The sequence below is a fragment of the Enterobacillus tribolii genome, from assembly GCF_003363015.1.
Classification (GTDB): Bacteria; Pseudomonadota; Gammaproteobacteria; order Enterobacterales; family Enterobacteriaceae; genus Enterobacillus; species Enterobacillus tribolii.
In genome coordinates this window covers 117,242-136,840 of record NZ_QRAP01000006.1, presented here as the reverse complement: position 1 = coordinate 136,840, position 19,599 = coordinate 117,242, and the positions used below count along the sequence as shown (strand labels likewise).

16 protein-coding genes are annotated in these 19,599 nt (G+C 56.2%); 3 read left to right on the top strand and 13 right to left on the bottom strand.

What is annotated here, in order from left to right; genetic code table 11:
- Positions 1–239: 239 nt before the first annotated feature.
- From C8D90_RS13775 to cof, 4 genes are all read right to left on the bottom strand, one after another.
- A complete protein-coding gene (locus tag C8D90_RS13775) occupies positions 240–2,018 on the bottom strand; it encodes a SmdB family multidrug efflux ABC transporter permease/ATP-binding protein (RefSeq protein ID WP_115459034.1) in 1,779 nt (592 codons plus the stop codon).
- Positions 2,011–3,795, bottom strand: coding sequence for a SmdA family multidrug ABC transporter permease/ATP-binding protein (locus C8D90_RS13770; RefSeq protein WP_115459033.1), 1,785 nt, complete (start codon positions 3,793–3,795; stop codon positions 2,011–2,013). The genes C8D90_RS13775 and C8D90_RS13770 overlap by 8 nt, the downstream gene beginning before the upstream one ends.
- Before the next feature lie 110 nt (positions 3,796–3,905).
- Positions 3,906–4,367 carry an Lrp/AsnC family transcriptional regulator gene (locus C8D90_RS13765; RefSeq protein ID WP_115459032.1) on the bottom strand — a complete coding sequence of 154 codons (462 nt, stop codon included), beginning with the start codon at positions 4,365–4,367 and terminating at the stop codon, positions 3,906–3,908.
- A 126-nt stretch (positions 4,368–4,493) separates the two neighbouring features.
- Positions 4,494–5,312 carry an HMP-PP phosphatase gene (gene cof, locus C8D90_RS13760; RefSeq protein ID WP_115459031.1) on the bottom strand — a complete coding sequence of 273 codons (819 nt, stop codon included), beginning with the start codon at positions 5,310–5,312 and terminating at the stop codon, positions 4,494–4,496.
- 108 nt (positions 5,313–5,420) lie between these two features.
- On the opposite strand from cof, the gene C8D90_RS13755 reads away from it, so the two are divergent.
- Together C8D90_RS13755 and queC are read left to right on the top strand one after the other, a co-directional pair.
- Entirely contained in the window at positions 5,421–7,121 is a 1,701-nt protein-coding gene (locus C8D90_RS13755) for an SgrR family transcriptional regulator (RefSeq protein ID WP_115459030.1), read from the top strand.
- Between the two features lie 119 nt (positions 7,122–7,240).
- A complete protein-coding gene (gene queC / locus C8D90_RS13750) occupies positions 7,241–7,930 on the top strand; it encodes a 7-cyano-7-deazaguanine synthase QueC (RefSeq protein ID WP_115459029.1) in 690 nt (229 codons plus the stop codon).
- An 86-nt stretch (positions 7,931–8,016) separates the two neighbouring features.
- On the opposite strand, the gene C8D90_RS13745 is transcribed toward queC, so the two are convergent.
- The 9 genes from C8D90_RS13745 to bolA form a co-directional block, all read right to left on the bottom strand.
- Entirely contained in the window at positions 8,017–8,433 is a 417-nt protein-coding gene (locus C8D90_RS13745) for an acyl-CoA thioesterase (protein WP_115459028.1), read from the bottom strand.
- A gap of 122 nt (positions 8,434–8,555) precedes the next feature.
- Positions 8,556–8,924 carry a ComEA family DNA-binding protein gene (locus C8D90_RS13740; protein ID WP_115459027.1) on the bottom strand — a complete coding sequence of 123 codons (369 nt, stop codon included), beginning with the start codon at positions 8,922–8,924 and terminating at the stop codon, positions 8,556–8,558.
- A 138-nt stretch (positions 8,925–9,062) separates the two neighbouring features.
- Positions 9,063–10,946, bottom strand: a complete 1,884-nt coding sequence (gene ppiD / locus C8D90_RS13735; RefSeq protein ID WP_115459026.1) for a peptidylprolyl isomerase — start codon at positions 10,944–10,946, stop codon at positions 9,063–9,065.
- Between the two features lie 246 nt (positions 10,947–11,192).
- Positions 11,193–11,465 carry a nucleoid-associated protein HU-beta gene (hupB, locus tag C8D90_RS13730; RefSeq protein ID WP_115459025.1) on the bottom strand — a complete coding sequence of 91 codons (273 nt, stop codon included), beginning with the start codon at positions 11,463–11,465 and terminating at the stop codon, positions 11,193–11,195.
- Positions 11,466–11,684: 219 nt separating this feature from the next.
- On the bottom strand, positions 11,685–14,039 hold the full coding sequence (lon, locus tag C8D90_RS13725; protein ID WP_170143779.1) for an endopeptidase La: 2,355 nt from the start codon (positions 14,037–14,039) through the stop codon (positions 11,685–11,687).
- 188 nt (positions 14,040–14,227) lie between these two features.
- A complete protein-coding gene (gene clpX, locus C8D90_RS13720) occupies positions 14,228–15,502 on the bottom strand; it encodes an ATP-dependent protease ATP-binding subunit ClpX (protein ID WP_115459023.1) in 1,275 nt (424 codons plus the stop codon).
- 196 nt (positions 15,503–15,698) lie between these two features.
- A complete protein-coding gene (clpP, locus tag C8D90_RS13715; RefSeq protein ID WP_115459022.1) occupies positions 15,699–16,325 on the bottom strand; it encodes an ATP-dependent Clp endopeptidase proteolytic subunit ClpP in 627 nt (208 codons plus the stop codon).
- Positions 16,326–16,532: 207 nt separating this feature from the next.
- The gene (gene tig / locus C8D90_RS13710; RefSeq protein ID WP_115459223.1) at positions 16,533–17,837 is read right to left on the bottom strand and encodes a trigger factor; all 1,305 of its coding nucleotides are present in this window, start codon (positions 17,835–17,837) and stop codon (positions 16,533–16,535) included.
- A gap of 486 nt (positions 17,838–18,323) precedes the next feature.
- On the bottom strand, positions 18,324–18,635 hold the full coding sequence (gene bolA, locus C8D90_RS13705) for a transcriptional regulator BolA (protein ID WP_115459021.1): 312 nt from the start codon (positions 18,633–18,635) through the stop codon (positions 18,324–18,326).
- Positions 18,636–18,984: 349 nt separating this feature from the next.
- On the opposite strand from bolA, the gene C8D90_RS13700 reads away from it, so the two are divergent.
- Positions 18,985–19,563, top strand: a complete 579-nt coding sequence (locus C8D90_RS13700; RefSeq protein WP_115459222.1) for a lipoprotein — start codon at positions 18,985–18,987, stop codon at positions 19,561–19,563.
- Positions 19,564–19,599: the final 36 nt, after the last annotated feature.

Below are 19,599 nucleotides of genomic sequence, written 5' to 3'. Positions count from 1 at the left end.
CAATTTGAGAGAGTGCAGTCTGACGGGGCCTCCGACGGGGGTTTTGCGTAACGGCGGGGCATAAAACCGGGGGAATGGGTACTTAAAGTGCGTAAAATTGCACCGATTTTGTGCGGCACGACATTTAGGAGTGCAGATTTTTCACATCACGGATGGGGCTCAGAAGAACAAAGGCGCCGGTGATATGCATACACCGGCGCCTTTGAAGAATAACTACCGCTTGTTGACAATGAGAAACGTTAAACGTGCGGCGGGCTTTCCTGAAGCTCCGCAGCTAAATCATCACCGGCCAGTTGGAGTTGGTACATTTGCTGATAGCGCCCTTGCTGTGCCAGCAGCGCCTGATGCGTCCCCTGCTCCACAACACGGCCGCGGTGCAGCACCAGAATGCTGTCGGCATCAACGATGGTAGACAACCGGTGAGCGATCACCACCAGCGTGGTGTGCCGGCGGATCACCTTCAACGCCTGCTGAATGGCCTGCTCAGTGCCAGAATCGATGCTGGCCGTCGCTTCGTCCAGAATCAGTATCTGCGGCGCCTGCACCAACACGCGGGCCATGGCCAGCAGTTGCTTCTGCCCTACAGAGAGGTTATTTCCCTGCTCACCGAGACGGGTCATGATGCCTTCAGGCCAGCTACGCACCAGCGGCGCCAGTTGAACGTCCTCCAGCGCCTTCCAGACCTGCTCTTCGCTCAGATCCCGGCCCAGCGTCACGTTATTAAATACGGTATCCGCCATCACCACCGGATCCTGTTGCACCATCGCCACGCCCTGGCGCAACACCTGATGGCTCAGCGTGCTCAGCGGACGATCGTCAAGGCGGATTTCCCCCTCACCCACCGGGTAATATCCCATCAGCAGGCTGGCGAGAGTACTTTTGCCGCTGCCGGTATGACCGACAAACGCCACGAATCCCCTCGGCGCGACATGCAGCGAGACATCCTGCAATACCGGTTTCCCTTCGCGATAGGCGAAGGTAACGTTATCAACGTCGATTTTCCCGTGGCTCAGCGGGGCGATATCCTGACCATAACGCTGCTTTTCGCCGTCCATCAGTTCGAAGATTCGTTCACCGGCCACCACCGCCTGCTGCATGATGGACTGCTGGCTCGTCAGCTCAATCAGCGGTTCGTTCAGTCGTCCCAGGTAGTTGATGAAGGCATACAGTACGCCGACGCCCACACTGCCCTGCGGACTGAAGCCGAACATGATCAGCAGTCCGCACAAAATCAGGGCGGAGAACAGGCTCAGCAGCGGGCGCAGCAGGAAGCCTTCCAACCGCAGCGTCTGCATCCGCGCCAGGTAGTGGGAACGACTGACCGCGCCCATTTTCTCCCCGAAACGGGCCTGTTGACGGAATTGTTGAATCACGCCCATGCCGTTAATCACTTCGTTGAAACCGTCGTTGATATCCGCCAGATAACTGCGCACCTTACGCACCACCGGCGTACTGTAGCGTTGGTACAGCACCATCACCACCATCACGCAGGGGAAAATCGTTATCGCAATCAGCGCCATACGCCAATCGAGCGAGAACATGGCGACCAGCATCGCGCCAATCAGCGCCACGCTGCGCAGCACCGTCGCCACAACGGTGACATAGAGATCCTTAATCACTTCGGTGTCGTTGGTCACGCGGGAAATCAGTTGTCCCACCGGCCGGGTATCAAACGCCGACAGCGGCTGGCGCAGCGCGGCGTCCATAACGTCGGTGCGCAACTGCTGCACCACGCCCACCGCTGCCCGGTTAAACAGCAAAGACTGGCAGTAACGCAGACCCGCCGCCGTCAGTTCCAGCAGCAAATACCCCACGCCCAGCAACGTGACCAGCTTCCAGGGCAACTCCCCCTTCGCCACCACGTCATCAATAAAGTAGCTGATCAGGATCGGACCGCTGACGTCAGCGGCCGCCGCGACCCACAACATCAACACGGCCAGCGATATCGGCTTTTTGTAGGGCCGGCCATAGCCAAGTAAGCGCCGGAGCGTCGGCCACAGGCGTTGCACCTTACTCATGCGTCACCTCCCGCCCGTCGTCATCGTCGCTTTCGTCCGGCGCATCCAGCGCTGCCTCCAGCTGCTGATAACGGTACATTTCCCTATACCAGCCTGGCGCCTGGCTCAGCTCACGGTGCGTGCCACGCTGGGTAACAGCGCCCCGCTGCATTACCAGGATTTCATTCGCCTCCGTCAGGGCGGAAAGGCGGTGCGCGCTGATAATCAGGGTATGGTTACGCCCCCATTCGCGCAGGTTATGCAAAATCTGGTATTCCGTGCGCCCATCTACTGCGGAAAGGGCATCGTCAAGAATCAGGATCTCCGTCTCCAGCAACAGCGCGCGGGCAATAGAAATACGCTGTTTCTGCCCGCCGGAAAGCATTACGCCGCGCTCCCCGACTTCCGTTTGATAACCCTCGGGCAGAAGCAGAATGTCGTCGTGTACGCAGGCCAGACGCGCCGCGCGTTCAATTTCTTCCTGCGTCGCTCCCGGCTTGCCCAACGCAATGTTCATCGCCACCGTGTCGGAAAACAGGAACGGTGTCTGGCTGACAATCGCCATACGCGCGCGCCAGGCGTTCAGCTTCAGCTGGCGCAGGGAAATATCGTGAAAACGGACGTCACCTTCATCGGGATCGAACTGACGCTGAATCAGCGCCAGCACCGCGCTTTTTCCTGCGCCGGTCGGACCGCACAGCCCCAGCATCTCGCCGGGGCGCAGCCGGAAGTGAATATCATGCAACACGGGCTGCGTGCTCTGCGGATAACCAAAACGCACCACCGCCATTTCCAGCGTGCCGCCACCGTCCGGCAGCGCGCCTTCGCCGTCGGCGATGTCATCCTCTTCGGCCAGCAGGCTGATAATCCGGCTGTAGGCTGCGCTTCCGCGTTCAACGATGTTGAACATCCAGGCCAGCGCCAACATCGGCCAGATCATCAGCCCGAGATACATCACGAAGCTGGTCAGCTGCCCCAGCGTCAGAATGCCGTGAACCACCATCACGCCGCCGCCGCCGATAGCCAGCAACGTAGCGCAGCCGATGGCGATGTAGATAATCGGATCGAAGCGGGCATCTACCCGCGCCACGTGCATGTTCTTCGCCCCGGCTTCAGCCGCGACGCCGGCGAAGCGCGCCGACTGGTGATCTTCCAGACCGAACGACTTGATCATGCGGATGCTGGTCAGGCTTTCCTGGGTTTGATCGTTCAGCGCGGAAAACGCCGCCTGAGCGGATTTAAAGCGGTTATGCAATTGGTCGCCCTGATGCCGGATGACCATCGCCATCACCGGCATCGGCAGCAGGGAAAGCAGGGTGAGCTGCCAGCTGATTTGCGTTGCCATCACCAGCAGCACCGCAATCCCCATCACCAGCGAATCGACCAGCGTCAGTACGCCTTCGCCGGCGGCGAACACCACGCGATCGACGTCGTTGGTGGCGCGGGCGATCAGATCGCCGGTGCGGTGGCGCAGGTAAAATGCCGGCGTGTGGCGGCTGAGCCGGCGGTAGAACTGTTCACGCAGTTCCACCGCCAGTTGATAAGACGCCCCGAACAGCAGCACACGCCAGACATAGCGCAGCAGGTAGACGACCAGCGCGATCGCCAGCATCAGGCCGATCCACATCCAGACGGTGCTGCCGGGCATGTGGTTTTTATCCACGCCGTCAATCACCACCCCGACGATTTTCGGCGGCAGAAGCTGTAAAAAGGCGATAAGAATCAGCAGCAGGACGGCGCCCAGATAACGCCGCCATTCGCGGCGAAAATACCATCCCAGTTGAGCAAACAATCTCACGAGTTTTTATTCCATGACCAGGCCGAACGACCAGAAAATACTGTACAAAATCACAGATAAAGGATACCACCGGCAAAAGGAAATTGCTGGTGTTTTTTGTGCAATCACTCTTATTCCGGCACCGGCAACGCCGTCGTATATTTGATTTGTTCCATCGCGAAACTGGAGGTGACGTCCGTCAATCCCTTCACCGCATTCACCAGACGCTTATAGAACGCATCGTAGCTTTTCATGTCGGCGACCTGCACCTGAATCAGATAATCGTACTCTCCCGCCATACGGTAAAACGCCAGAATTTCAGGCATGTACGACACCTGCTCGACGAAGTGACAATACCATTCGCTGTTATGATGCTGGGTTTTAATCATCACGAAAGCCGTCAGCCCAAGCCCCAGCTTCTCTTTGTCCAGCAGGGCGACACGTTTGGTAATGTAGCCTTCCTCTTCCAGATGCTTCAGCCGTTTCCAGCAGGGCGTCGAGGTGAGATTAACGGCATCAGCCAGATTTTGCAGGGAAAGCGTACAATCCTGCTGCAACAGTCTGAGGAGTTTGCGATCGGTTTTATCCAGCATAGGGCGGCACCGGGAGAAAAAATTTCTCCTATTAAGCCAATGGACAGAATAGATGACAACCCACGGGCAGAAAAAAACCGGACATCCATCCTTGCGGGGTTGCCCGGCTGGCTATGAAGATCCTCATCAGTTCGGGGGAAAGGTGAGGTTTGGTGAACGCAGCCAATGATGCAAACGATCGGCGACCGCCTGCTGATCGCAGCGGCCGATGACGTCAAGATGGGGCAGACTCTGTTTCAACTGCGGCAGGGCATTGCCCATGATGTAACCTTTGCCGACCATGCCCAGCATTTCCCGGTCATTCATAGCGTCGCCAAACGCCATGCAATCCGCCGGGTCGATCTCCAGATGCTCGCACAGGTGCCGCAGGCCAGTGCCTTTGTTGGTGCCCACCGGCAGAACCTCCAGGCTGTCGTAGGCCGAAAAGCATAAATCCACCTGCGAGCCGAAATGAGCGAGCAGGTCAGCCTGCAATACCTGCAGTTCCTCATGCTCGCCGCAGAAGCACACTTTGCTGATGCCATACGCTGGTAAAGTGCGCAGATTCACCAGTTGGCAGTGAAAATCATTTTCCGCATGCAGCGCCTGTTCTCTCGGAGCAGCGGAGCCGGTCAGCCAGCCGTCGTCACGAAAAACATGTGGCTGCGCCAAAGTATCCCAATGCATATGCAGCACTTCATGCGCTACGTCCGGCGGCAGATCGCTGGAAAAAATCTGTTCCCCCGCCCGGTTATGCACGCGGGTGCCGTTGCCGGTGATCAGGTATCCCTGCAGGCCCAGACGCCGGGTGATATTGGCAACCTCCAGGTAATGACGCCCGGTGGCAAAAGTCACCGCCACCCGGCGGGCCTCCAATTGTTTCAGCGCATCCAGCGTCTCCGCGCCAACGCGGTGGTCCGGCATCAGCAGCGTGCCGTCCATATCAAAAGCAGCCAGGCGAAACATTGTGGCCTCCGGGGTGAACAGGTGTACGAATTTCACGATGTAGGATAGTATGGCGTGACATTTACTGAACTAATACTGAACAATTCATTTAAAGTATTCAGGATTTATATGCGTCTACTGCAACGCGTTAACCAATATCAGCGGCTTTATCAACACGTTGGCGAGCGCCCCGTAGCGATCACCGTAGCCGAACTTGCCGCCGTATTCTGTTGCAGTGAACGCCATGTCCGGACTTTGCTGATCCATATGCAGTCGCTGGAATGGATTAGCTGGCAGGCCTCCGCCGGGCGGGGAAAACGCGCTCAGTTGCACTGTCTGATCCCCGAACAACAATTGCGCGCCAATCTGCTGCAACAAATGCTGGCCAGCGGCGATCATCAGGGCGCGCTGAAGTTGGCGGAGCGCGATCCGCTGCACCTGAACGCGTTGCTCTCCCCGCACCTCGGCGGCCAGTGGCAATCCGACCTGCCGACCCTGCGCATTCCTTATTACCGGCCTCTGGGAAATATCGATCCGCAAACGCTGAGCGGGCGCGCCGAGCAGCATCTGGCGCATTCCATTCATGCGGGGCTTACCCGCTTCGTGACCGGCAACCCTGAGCCGCAGCCCGATTTGGCGCACCACTGGCAAATCAGCCCGGACGGCCTGCGCTGGCAGTTCCTTTTGCGCAGCGATCTGATCTGGCATAACGGCCAACCGGTGATGGCCGCGCAGTTGCTGGATGTCTTGCAGCGCCTGCTGCGACATCCCAGGCTTACCCTGCTGCTGGACAGCGTGGAGCAAATTTCGCAACCGCACCCCCTGTGCCTGCGCTTTAAGCTACGCAAGCCGGACTATTGGCTGGCGCACCGGCTGGCGGATCTGGTGTGTCTGCTGCCCAATCCGGAACATCCCGAAACCGGCGCCGGGCCTTTCCGGCTGGCGGGAAATTCGCCTTCGCTGCTGCGTCTGGAACAACATCCGCATTACCATTTACAGCACCCTTACCTTCATGCCATTGAGTACTGGATCACCGCGGGGAAAAACAGCCCCGCCCCGGCGCCGAATGCCCAGCATCCGGTGCATATCACCATCGGGGAAAACAGTGAGCAGATCGATACCCGTTTAGCGCAAAGCGGCCTTAGCCTGGGATTTTGTTACATTGCGCTGAATCAGCGTCAGGGGCGCTTGTCGCCTGCTCAGGCGCGCAAGCTGATCGCATTGTTCAGGGGGCAGGAAACCCTGGACAGCCTGCCGCTTGCCTCCGGCCTGATCAGCCGCAGTCAGGAACTGCTGCCGGGCTGGCCACTGCCGCAGGAAGAGGCCGATCTGTCGGTGCCGCTGCCGTCGAAGCTGGTGCTGCTGTACCATCCGCCCGTCGAGCTGACGACGCTGGCGGAATATATGCGCGACCGGCTGGCGCAGGAAGGATGCCGGCTGGAAATTCGCTATCATCACGCCAAACGCTGGCGCAATGTGGAACAATTCACCGACGTGGATATCGTGCTTGGCGACCGGTTAATCGGCGAGTCCCCCGAAGCCACGCTGGAAAACTGGCTGCGTACAGACATTCAGTGGCCGATGCTGTTCGATAATGCGGCATGGGACGATTGCCGGCGTCAGCTTGATCACATCCAACGCTGTGCCGATACGGCACGCCGCCACCGGGAACTGCGCGACTATTACACTTTGCTGATGGCGCAGGGCGTACTGGCGCCCTTATTTAACTACCAATACCGCATCAGCGCCCCGGCGCGCGTGGAAGGCGTACGGCTCACCGCCAGCGGCTGGTTCGACTTCAGCCAGGTATGGGTGCCGGCGCCGGAGTAATCCCGCCGGGCGCTACCACATCAAACAAGAAATCATGTACCCTCATGCAGAAAAGGCGGACAATACCCGCCTTTCAGCCACGAGGCTGGTTTTCAGTGTTATCCGGATAAGGTTTTTCAATGAAGCGCGCAGTTGTAGTATTCAGCGGGGGGCAGGATTCAACAACCTGCCTGATTCAGGCTTTGGAACAATATGATGAAGTGCATTGCGTCACGTTCGACTACGGCCAGCGTCACCGGGCGGAGATCGACGTCGCGCGCGAACTGGCGCAAACGCTGGGCGCTGCGGCGCATAAGACGCTGGACGTGGGATTGCTCAATGAGCTGGCCGTCAGCAGCCTGACCCGCGACAATATTCCTGTACCGGACCAAAGCGAGGATGGCATTCCCAACACCTTCGTTCCCGGACGTAACATCCTGTTCCTGACGCTGGCGGCGATTTATGCCTATCAGGTCGGGGCGGAAGCGGTAATCACCGGGGTTTGCGAAACCGATTTTTCCGGTTATCCGGACTGCCGCGATGAGTTCGTCAAAGCGCTGAACCACGCAGTAACTTTGGGTATGGCCCGTGACGTTCGCTTCGAAACCCCGCTGATGTGGCTAAACAAGGCGGAAACCTGGGCGCTGGCCGCGTATTATCATCGTCTGGAGCTGGTACGCAATGAAACGCTGACCTGCTATAACGGCGTTCGCGGCGACGGCTGCGGTCACTGCGCCGCCTGCCATCTGCGCGCCAACGGGTTACAGCAATATCTGGCCCAGCCGGATGCGGTGATGGCCGCCCTGAAAAGCAAAACCGGTCTCCGCTAACGCCGGCCCGCAATACAGTTTTGCCGTGTGCTGCCCGTTGCGGGCGGCACAGATTTGCCCGCACGTACTGGCCTGCTTATCCGCCATTACAGCTCTGCCTTGCCCGCCAGTTTCAGCAGGTAATCGCGCAGCGTACCTTCCAGTGGTAACGCCCGTTGAGTACGGAGATCGGCGCATACAAACGTCAGCGCCGCGTCCACCACCACTTCGCCGTCTGATTCCCGGCGTATCACCTGATTTATTACGCCGCTGCGCCCTTCCAGCTTCACCAGATTACTGGTGATATTCAGTACGTCGTGCAGAACCGCGCCGCGCCGGTAATTAATGTTGATATTAACGACCATGAACGCCACATGCTCATCCTGCATCCACGCAAACGCACCGGCGTCCTCTATCCACTGCCAGCGGGCTTCTTCCAGGAATTCCAGGTAGCGGGCGTTATTGACGTGTTGATAAACATCCAGATGATAACCGCGAACTTTAATCTGTGTGACCGTACTCATAATCATCCTCTGCCAAAAAAATGCCGACAAAAAAGCCGCAGCATCGCCGCGGCTCAGATGATGATCAGGCTAGCAGAAGATTATCACCCTCAACTGGTTAGACCACTGAAACAAGATATCGATCACAGTTTCAATTTATCGCGATTACGCTCAATAATCGCATTGCCGATCCCCTGCACCTCTTTGAGCTGTTCTATCTGGGTAAAGGCGCCGTTCTGCTCACGGTAGTCGACAATCGCCTGCGCTTTCTTCAGGCCGATGCCGTTCAACGCCGCCGCCATTTCCGCCGCGCTGGCGCCGTTGATGCTTATCGCCGCATCGTTTTCCGCTCCGCGCGTTTCCGCTTGTGCCGCAGCCGCAGTCTCCACCTTCTGTTGCGCCGCCACGGGGGGTTTTACCGCGCCCGACGTTTGCGCCTCCAGCACCGGCGTAAAGAACAACGCTGCGGATAACCAACATCCGAGCAGTACGGTTAGCGTTTGTTTTTTCATACTGAATCCTCCATTTATTAATCAGCAGCGCTACAGTGCCTGCGGAGTAAAAACGGCGCAATCAGCAAAAAACAGATATGGAAAAGGCCACGAAAGTGGCCTTTTTTCATTGCAACAGATTACAGAAGTTTGCGTAGCTTATTGCATATCGCTGGCACCGGAGCCCAGCTTAATTTTCGCTTCGGCACGCAGGTTGCTCATCAGAGAGTCGAAAATAATCCCGGTTGAGCCGGTCAGCATTTGCGACGAGAACGCCTGCAAATCTTTGTCGTCCATATGGCCCGACTTCACGGAGTCCAGTTGGATCAGCACCACGTTATCCTGGCTATCAGCAGACATGCCGTAAACCGGTTTATTGTCCTTCGGCTGCGGCAGGGCGAATACGCTGTCCGCCAGTTGGCGATCTTCCGAAATACGGGTCAGGGTTTGTTCATTGCCGAATGTCAGGCCGGCCGCCTTCATCGCCTCTTCCCCCTTGCCGCTCTGCAACGCGACGAGCAGTTTGTCACCCTGCATACGCGCCTGCTGTTCAGCCTTCTGGCGTTTGACCTGAGCGGTAACCTGATCTTTCACCTGATCCAGCGGCTTAACCGCCTCAGGTTTGTGACTGATGACGCGTACCACAAAAGCGCGATCGCCTTCCACGTTGATCACGTCAGAGTTGCTGCCCGGCGCACCGTCAGAACCAATCAGCGCGCCGTCAAACACGGCCTGAACCAGCGGACGGAAATTCAGCGCGGCCGGTACGGTGTCGCGGGTGAACCAGTCAGTCGTCACGGCTTTACTGCCTGCGGCTTCTTCCGCCGACGCCAGTGATTCGTTGTCGCTGGTTGCCGCCTCGCTGACCTTCTGCTGCAGCGCATAGTATTCATCCAGCGCCTTCTGCTGTTTCACCAGCGTCGCGATATCATTTTTCACTTCGCTCAGCGGTTTCACGACTTCCGGCGTAATGTCGTTGAGACGCACCACCAGATAGCCGACGCTGGATTTCACCACGCCGGAAAGCTGCCCTTTCTCCGTCAGATTCGCGCCGCTGACTTCGTCGGGCGTGGTGGACGGTTCCAGCCATCCCATCTCGCCGCCGTTTTTACGGGAGATGATGTCCGTGGATTTCTCCTGCGCTACCTTGGCGAAATCAGCGCCGTTTTTCAGCTCATCAAGAACGGCTTTGGCGTCATCTTCGGTCTTAAGCTGAATGACGCTGTAGTTCTTGCGCTCCGGCTGCGTGAAATCGCTTTTATGCTGATCGTAGTAAGCTTCGATGTCTCCATCGCTGACCGTGACTTTATCCTGAATCGCCGCGGCATCCATTTCGATATAGGCGATTTTTACCTGCTCAGGTGCAATGAAGCTGTTCTGGTTCTGCTGGTAGTAGGCTTTCAGCTCTTCGTCGGTGACCACCTGTGCCGCAACCAGCCCCTTCACGTTGATGGTCGCCAGGCGCACGTTGCGCTGCTGCATCGTCAGGGCGGCCATCGATTCCACTTCCGCCGGCAGGGTAAAGCCCGTTGCCGTATACGCCTGAATCATCTGCTGACGCATCAGTTGCTGGCGAATCAGTTCGGCATAGTTATCCGGCGTGGTTCCCATCCGGGCGATAACATCCAGATACTTGGCGTTATCGAATTTGCCGTCGGTCAGGAAGTAAGGCATGGTGCGGATCGCGTCTTTGACCTGATCGTCACTCACCCCCAGGCCGAGCTTCCTGGAATATTGATCCAGCAGGGCATCGTCAATCAGGCGGGAAAGCACCTGCTTGCGCAGCTCTTTCATGTAGCCTTCGTTACCTGCCAGGGCAGAAAACTGATCGCCCAACTGCTGTTGCAGCCGGCTGCGCTCACTCTGGACCGCCTGTTCAAGCTGGGCGCGGTTGATGGTTTGCCCGTCAACTTTGGCTGCGTAATCATCAGAACCGCCGATCAAATAGTTACCCACGCCGGTCAGAACGAATGACACGATAATCAGGGCCAGGATGATTTTGAGCACGACGTTGTTAGCCGCCGAGCGTAAATTGTCCATCATAGTGAGGCAACACTCCGCTGTGATTGTTGGTGAATCTTTAATTCCTCCCGGCCTCATCCATTGTGTATCACCGGAAAGCGGAACAAAATTCGGGAAAACAGAACTGAACCCTGATTCCCCAGATTTCAGTCATAAAAAAAGCGCATCTTAATCGATGCGCCTCGTATTTTACCTTACAGACTCTTTAACGCCAGTTGATTGTTGATGACTAAACGGTTCCCGGCGCGAAAAAAGCCCGACGCAGAATCAGTTAACCGCGTCTTTCAGCGCTTTACCAGCACGGAAGCCAGGAACCTTGGCTGCCGGGATTTTGATTTCTTTGCCCGTCTGCGGGTTACGGCCGGTGCGTGCGGAACGCTCACGAACATCAAACGTACCGAAGCCAACCAGCGCAACAGAGTCACCGCCTTTCAGAGACTCGGTAACAGACGCAATAATCGCGTCCAATGCGCGACCAGCTGCCGCTTTGGAAATATCAGCATCTGCGGCAATCTTGTCGATCAGTTGTGACTTATTCACTCTTTCATCCCCTCTAGAAATCTTATGCCGTATCAAATTCCCCCAGAGGGGGTACGGCTGCGCAGCTGTTATATCAATCCTGTCAATTCATAGCAAGCCGCTCGCCTGGGCAGCGGTGCATGAAATGACAGTATCCTAAGTTAGCCGCACAAAAAAAGGCTGGCAAGCCCGAAATGCGCCGCCAGCACTAGTTTTATCAAGGTATTTTGCGATGTATCACTATTTTTCGGTTACAACTTCCATCCCGAAGGGCGAGTTTTGCAACGCGAAGGTTAAAACTTCATCAATCCACTTCACCGGATGGATCGTCAAATCGGCGATCACGTTGTCCGGAATCTCTTCCAGATCGCGCTTATTTTCATCCGGAATCAGCACGGTTTTAATCCCGCCGCGATGCGCCGCCAGCAGTTTTTCTTTCAGACCGCCGATCGGCAACACCTGACCACGCAACGTAATCTCACCGGTCATCGCCACGTCGGCGCGCACCGGGTTGCCTGTCAAGCAGGACACCAGCGCGGTACACATGGCAGTCCCTGCGCTCGGGCCGTCTTTGGGCGTCGCGCCTTCCGGCACGTGAACGTGGATGTCCCGTTTTTCATAGAAATCCGGATTAATGCCCAGTTTTTCCGCACGCGCACGCACCACGGTCAGCGCTGCCTGGATCGACTCCTGCATAACTTCGCCCAGCGAGCCGGTATAGGTCAGCTTGCCTTTGCCAGGTACACAGGCCGTTTCGATGGTCAGCAGATCGCCGCCCACTTCGGTCCATGCCAGGCCGGTCACCTGCCCTACGCGGTTTTCGCTGTCGGCGCGTCCGTAGTCGAAACGCTGCACGCCCAGGAAATCCTTCAGGTTGTCGCCGTTGATTTCAATGTGCTTGACGGTTTTGTCCATCAGCAACATTTTCACCGCCTTACGGCACAGTTTGGAGATTTCACGCTCCAGGTTACGCACCCCGGCTTCGCGGGTGTAATAGCGAATGATGCCGATAATGGCGCTGTCATCCACCTTCAGCTCACCTTTTTTCAGCGCGTTACGCTCAATCTGCTTCGGCAGCAGATGCTGTTTGGCGATGTTCAGCTTCTCGTCTTCGGTGTACCCCGACAGGCGGATAACTTCCATACGGTCCAGCAGCGGCGCCGGAATGTTCATGGAGTTGGAGGTCGCCACGAACATGACATCGGACAGATCGTAATCCACTTCCAGATAGTGGTCGTTGAAAGCGATGTTCTGCTCCGGGTCCAGCACTTCCAGCAGGGCGGAAGCCGGATCGCCGCGCATGTCGGATGACATTTTGTCAATTTCATCCAGCAGGAACAGCGGGTTTTTCACCCCGACTTTCGCCATTTTCTGAATCAGCTTGCCGGGCATGGAGCCGATGTAGGTACGGCGGTGACCGCGGATTTCCGCCTCATCGCGTACCCCGCCAAGCGCCATACGGACGTACTGACGCCCGGTCGCGCGGGCAATGGACTGCCCCAGCGAGGTTTTACCCACCCCCGGCGGCCCGACCAGGCACAGAATCGGCCCTTTTATTTTGCTGACGCGGCTCTGTACCGCCAGATATTCCAAGATACGATCCTTCACGCGCTCCAGGCCGTAGTGATCCGCATCCAAGATTTCCTGCGCCTTGTTCAGGTCTTTTTTCACCTTACTGCGGGCGTGCCAGGGCACCTGAATCATCCACTCGATATAGCCGCGCACCACGGTGGCTTCGGCCGACATCGGCGACATCATCTTCAGCTTTTGCAGCTCGGCTTCCGCTTTTTCGCGCGCCTCTTTCGGCATTTTCGCCGCTTCAATCTTGCGTTTCAGCGCCTCGAACTCGTCCGGCGCATCGTCCATCTCGCCCAGCTCTTTCTGAATGGCCTTCATCTGCTCGTTCAGATAATACTCGCGCTGGCTTTTTTCCATCTGCTTCTTCACCCGGTTACGGATGCGTTTTTCCACCTGCAGCAGATCGATTTCCGACTCCATCATCGCCATCAGATATTCCAGACGCTCAGTCACGTCGGACATCTCCAGCACCGCCTGTTTATCATTCAATTTCAGCGGCATGTGCGCGGCGATGGTGTCTGCCAGACGGGCTGCGTCGTCAATGCTGTTCAGCGACGTCAGGACTTCCGGCGGAATCTTTTTATTCAGCTTGATGTAGCCTTCAAACTGGTTGATCGCCGTGCGCACCAGCACTTCCTGCTCGCGCTCGTCCATTTCCGGCGTTTTCAGATATTCAGCCTGCGCGGCGAAGTGCTCGCCGCTGTCCGACAACGTGGTAATACGCGCGCGCTGGATACCTTCCACCAGCACTTTTACCGTACCGTCAGGCAGTTTCAGCATTTGCAGAATAGAGGCTACCGTCCCCACGGAGAACAAGTCACTGATGCCCGGTTCATCCGTCGACGCTTCTTTTTGCGCTACCAGCAGGATCTTTTTATCGTGATCCATTGCGGCTTCCAGGCACCGGATCGACTTTTCCCTGCCTACAAACAATGGGATCACCATGTGCGGATAGACCACCACATCGCGCAAGGGCAATACGGGGATTTCTATGCGTTCGGAACGCTCAGGATTCATAGAGCTCTCTCTTAGTTTAGCTTCCGCCAAGGTTACGGGAAGCAGCGCAACGTGTCGCAAGCCTGCTTCGCCTGAATGTGTAAATGAGTATATGGGGATGTATTACAGGGATTCAACGGTAACGATAGCAGAAAAAAATGGGAGAACAATTCTCCCATTTTATCGTTAACTGTCTAAATATTGACCAGTTATTCTCCGGAGGCCTGTGCTTCCGGCTTTCCGTAAATCAGCATCGGTTCAGACTGACCTTCGATAACATTTTCGTCGATGACAACTTTTTCAACGTTTTCCATCGACGGAAGATCATACATGGTTTCCAGCAGCGCGCCTTCCACGATGGAACGCAGGCCGCGGGCGCCGGTTTTACGTACCATCGCTTTCTTGGCAATGGCGGTCAGCGCTTCGTCACGGAACTCCAGCTCGACGCCTTCCAGGTTGAACAACGCCTGATACTGTTTGGTCAGGGCGTTCTTCGGCTCTTTCAGGATCTGGATCAGGGCGTCTTCGCTCAGCTCACGCAGCGTAGCGACCACCGGCAGACGACCGATAAATTCAGGGATCAGGCCGAATTTGATCAAATCTTCCGGCTCCGCCTGCATCATCAGCTCGCTTTCCGAGGCTTTATCCTCTTTCCCTTTCACCTTGGCGCCGAAGCCGATGCCGGTTCCGGTGTTTACGCGCATGCCCACCACTTTATCCAGGCCGGCAAACGCGCCGCCGCAGATAAACAGGATCTTGGAGGTGTCCACCTGCAGGAATTCCTGCTGCGGATGCTTGCGGCCGCCCTGGGGCGGAACCGCCGCCACGGTGCCTTCGATCAGCTTCAGCAACGCCTGCTGCACGCCTTCGCCCGACACGTCGCGGGTGATAGACGGGTTATCGGATTTACGCGAAATCTTGTCGATCTCGTCGATATATACGATGCCGCGCTGTGCTTTCTGCACGTCGTAGTCACACTTTTGCAGCAGCTTCTGGATGATGTTCTCAACGTCTTCACCCACGTAACCGGCTTCGGTCAGCGTGGTGGCGTCCGCCATAGTGAATGGAACATCCAGGAAACGGGCCAGGGTTTCCGCCAGCAGGGTTTTACCGCTGCCGGTCGGCCCGATCAACAGAATGTTGCTCTTGCCCAGTTCCACGCCGTCGTTGGTGACGTCGCCGTTACGCAGGCGCTTGTAGTGGTTGTAAACCGCCACGGCCAGCACTTTCTTCGCCTGTTCCTGACCGATCACGTAGTCATCAAGGTGATTACGGATTTCATGGGGCGTCGGCAATGCGCTGCGCTCGCGATGGGGCGCAACTTCTTTAATCTCTTCGCGAATAATGTCGTTACACAAATCGACGCATTCATCGCAGATATACACCGACGGTCCGGCGATCAGCTTGCGGACTTCATGCTGGCTTTTGCCGCAAAAAGAACAGTACAGCAGTTTGCCTGAACCGTCTTTGCGCTTATCTGTCATCAGTAGACCTCTTTCATTTAGTCTCTTTCCGCGCGGAAGCTTCCCGCGCGGCGGGGCGATCGTTCTGTGCAGAACACACTATGCGACCCACGCCGCTTACATTCACTATAGTATATCGGCAAGCGGAGAAAAGTGGCTACACCCTTCGTCTTTCAGAGTGCGGCGGTCACCCGGATATTTCCGCGTCCTTGCTGGATCAGATACGGTGAGTCATGACCTCATCGACCAAACCGTATTCCAGCGCCTCTTGCGCGGACATGAAACGATCGCGCTCGGTATCGCGTTCGATGTCTTCCAGCGTACGGCCTGAATGTTTCGCCATCAGTTCATTCATACGGCCCTTGATTTTCAGAATCTCCTTGGCGTGGATTTCGATGTCCGTCGCCTGCCCCTGATAGCCGCCCAGCGGCTGGTGAATCATCACACGGGAGTTCGGCAGGCAGAAACGCTTGCCTTTGGCGCCCGCGTTCAGAAGGAATGCCCCCATTGAGCAGGCCTGGCCCAGACAAATGGTGCTGACGTCCGGCTTAATGAACTGCATGGTGTCGTAGATAGACATGCCGGCAGTAATCACGCCGCCCGGTGAGTTGATGTACAGGTTGATGTCTTTATCCGGGTTTTCCGCTTCCAGAAACAACATCTGCGCCACGATCAGGTTAGCCATGTGGTCCTCAACCTGACCGGTGAGGAAAATAATGCGCTCTTTTAACAGACGGGAATAAATATCGAATGCGCGCTCGCCGCGGGAAGTCTGTTCAACGACCATCGGCACCAGGGCCATATGGGGTTCTAAATTCTGTTCGCCATTAAAATTAAATGACATTACCGTCTCCTATAAGAATCGCTCTGGCTAATTAGTCCCGATTCTACTTTAGATGAACATCAATGACTATGCTCACGTTTCTGCTCACGTATGGACGCCGCAGGGTGCAAGTCTGGAAACAATCTGAGGGCAAACGGAGGGAAAATAAAGTGCCGGGGATAAAAAAACCTCCGCCGGGGCGGAGGTTTTTACGTTCCGGAAAGATGATTAAGCCTGTTGCGGCTGGTTCATCAGTTCGCTGAACGTGGTCGGTTTTTCCGTTACCTTGGCATTGCTCAGCAGCGCTTCAACCGCTTGCTCTTCCAGGGCGACGTTGCGCATGTTGTTCATCAGCTCTTTGTTCTTGCTGTAGAACTCGATCACTTCGCTCGGATCTTCGTAGGCAGACGCCATTTCTTCGATCAGGGCCTTAACGCGATCTTCATCCGCTTTCAGCTCGTTCTTGCTGATGACTTCGCCCAGCAGCAGACCAACAACAACGCGACGCTTAGCCTGTTCTTCGAACAGTTCGCGCGGCAGTTCCAGCGCCTGCTTCTCGTTGCCACCGAAACGCTGTGCGGCCTGACGGCGCAGCACGTCGATTTCGCCGTCGATCAGCGCAGTGGGAACGTCGATGTCGTTAGCTTTAACCAGGCCTTCGATAACCTGAGACTTGATGCGGTTACGCACCGCGCCTTTCAGCTCGCGCGTCATGTTCTTGCTGACTTCAGCCTTCAGGCCTTCCAGAGAACCGTCGGCTACGCCGAAACGCTTAATAAACTCTTCGGTGAATTCCGGCAGTTCACGCTCTTCCACTTTCTTCAGAACGATGTCGAACTTGGCCGCTTTACCTTTCAGGTTTTCAGCGTGGTAATCTTCCGGGAAGGTTACGTCGATGACGAACTCTTCGCCGGCTTTATGGCCGAGAATGCCTTCTTCGAAGCCCGGGATCATGCGACCCTGGCCCATCGCCAGCGTGAAGTCGCTTGCTTTGCCGCCTTCAAAAACTTCGCCGTCGATAGAACCGGTGAAATCCAGCACAACGCGATCTTCCGCGCTGACTTCGCCGTCTTTCGCCTTCCAGGTCGCCTGCTGCTTGCGCAGGGTGTCCAGCATGGCGTCGATGTCGGCGTCAGCCACTTCAACAACCGGCTTCTCAACTTCGATGGTGTCCAGATCTTTCAGTTCAATCTCCGGATACACTTCGAACTCAACGGCGTAGCTGAAGTCTTCACCCAGTTTGTACTCACCGGGGACATACTTCGGCGCGCCTGCCGGATTCAGTTTTTCTTTGATGATCGCATCAACGAAGTTGCGCTGCATCAGATCGCCCAGGACGTCCTGGCGCACGGAGGCACCGAAACGCTGAGCGATAATGTTCATCGGAACCTTACCTTTACGGAAGCCGTCAATACGGGCTTTCTTAGCCACGTTAACCAGCTCGCTGTTCACTGCTTTTTCAATGCTGTCGGCAGCAACAGTAATATTTACGCGGCGCCCAAGGCCTTGCGTGGTTTCAACAGAAACTTGCATCATATACCTCAAAAAATCACAGTGCTCGGTCAACTCCCGAAGCCGCTCCCAGACAGTGCTGCACCGGCTCCACGTCTGAATCTCCGCAACTTCAAGAAACCGGGACGGCCGCATTAACCAGAACCGTATGTTCCCTGTTTATTCCCTTGGCTCCCTGCGCTATCGCCGCAACGGCAACAACCCGGAGAACCTCAGGTTCAGAAGCGTCCCGAATACATTCGGAAAAAATAGACGCAGCATTATAGCGATGCCTGCCCAGCGAGTCGAGAACCGCTCGACGTACATTGCGGCAAAACTTACAGTTTCATGGCGAAAATCACCTTCCACGTGCCTGGTTTGCGTCAACAGGTCAATGAGTCAGGCTGATTAATGTCTAAAGTAGCGACTATAACAGCGCAGGGAAATGGGAGATGTCCGGTAAATAAAACGGCCCGCGGCGCATCTGCGCTTCGCGGGCCGTTCACCATTCGGCAGCGGGTCTGCGGATTACGCCCGCATCGCCCCCCGGCAGGGCGGAGAGGCGGGAACCACGTCCTGCAAACCCTGCCACTCTTTCTGCGTGTAGGTGTGCAATGCCAGGGCATGAACGCCGTCGGCCATTTCTTCTTTCAGTGCGCCGTAGATCGCACGGTGGCGGGTTAAAAAACGTTCACCGGCAAAACAGTCGCTGACAATCACTACCTTGAAGTGACTTTCCGAACCGGCCGGCACGTTATGACGGTAACTCTCATCGGCAACCTCCAGGAACACCGGCTCAAACGCCGCCTGTAATTTTGCCTCTATCTGTTCTCTGATCATCGATTAACCCCTTAAGACTGCGTCGGTGCAGAGCTCTCTCTAAAAAGCGTAGCTGCTTTTAGCTAAAACAAAGCCCTGCCGTCAACAAAATTCTATTTAACCGCGTAGTTAGAGAAAAATGATTGATAAGCGGGATGAATTCCGCTGATTGCCTATCGGATCCACCTGAAAAGCCTTATCACACGGAATAACACAGCGAACGCGATAAGCTATACGGATGAATAAGGGGAGAAAAAACTTTTCCACGCCGCTTTCACATCGGGAAGTCAATGCTATGATGGCGATAATTTTGTTCGCCGGCTGCGCCGCGGGCACGCATCTCAACAGGAAACCGGTTAATACAATGAATATGATTAAAAAGCTGATTTTTCCCCTGCTGGCGGCCTTCGCCCTGGCAGGTTGCGCGACCAGCAGCAACACGCTGGACGTAAATCCCCAGATCACGCTGCCGCAGCAGGATCCAACGCTGCAGGGCGTCACCATCAGCATCAACGGCGCGGATGTTCGTCAGGACAAGGCGCTGGCTAAAGTGAACCGTGACGGTCAGTTGATTACGCTGACCCCGTCGCGCGACCTGCGCTTCCTGTTGCAGGAAGTGCTGGAGAAGCAAATGACGGCGCGCGGCTATATGGTCGGCCCGAACGGCGCGGTGGATTTGCAGATCATCGTCAATCAGCTGTTTGCTGACGTGTCGGAAGGCAACCTGCGTTACAACATTACTACCCAGGCCGATATTTCCATCATCGCGCAGGCGAAAAACGGCAACAAGCAGACCAAAACCTACCGCGCGACCTACAACGTGCAAGGCCCGCTGACCGCCAGCAACAAGAACATCACCGACGCGGTGAACAGCGCGCTGAACGACATCGTGTCCAACATGGCGCAGGACACCAGCATCAGTGACTTTATCAAAGCCAATGCCCGCTAACTGACAGCCTTTTTACTATTTTACTATCCACTCTGC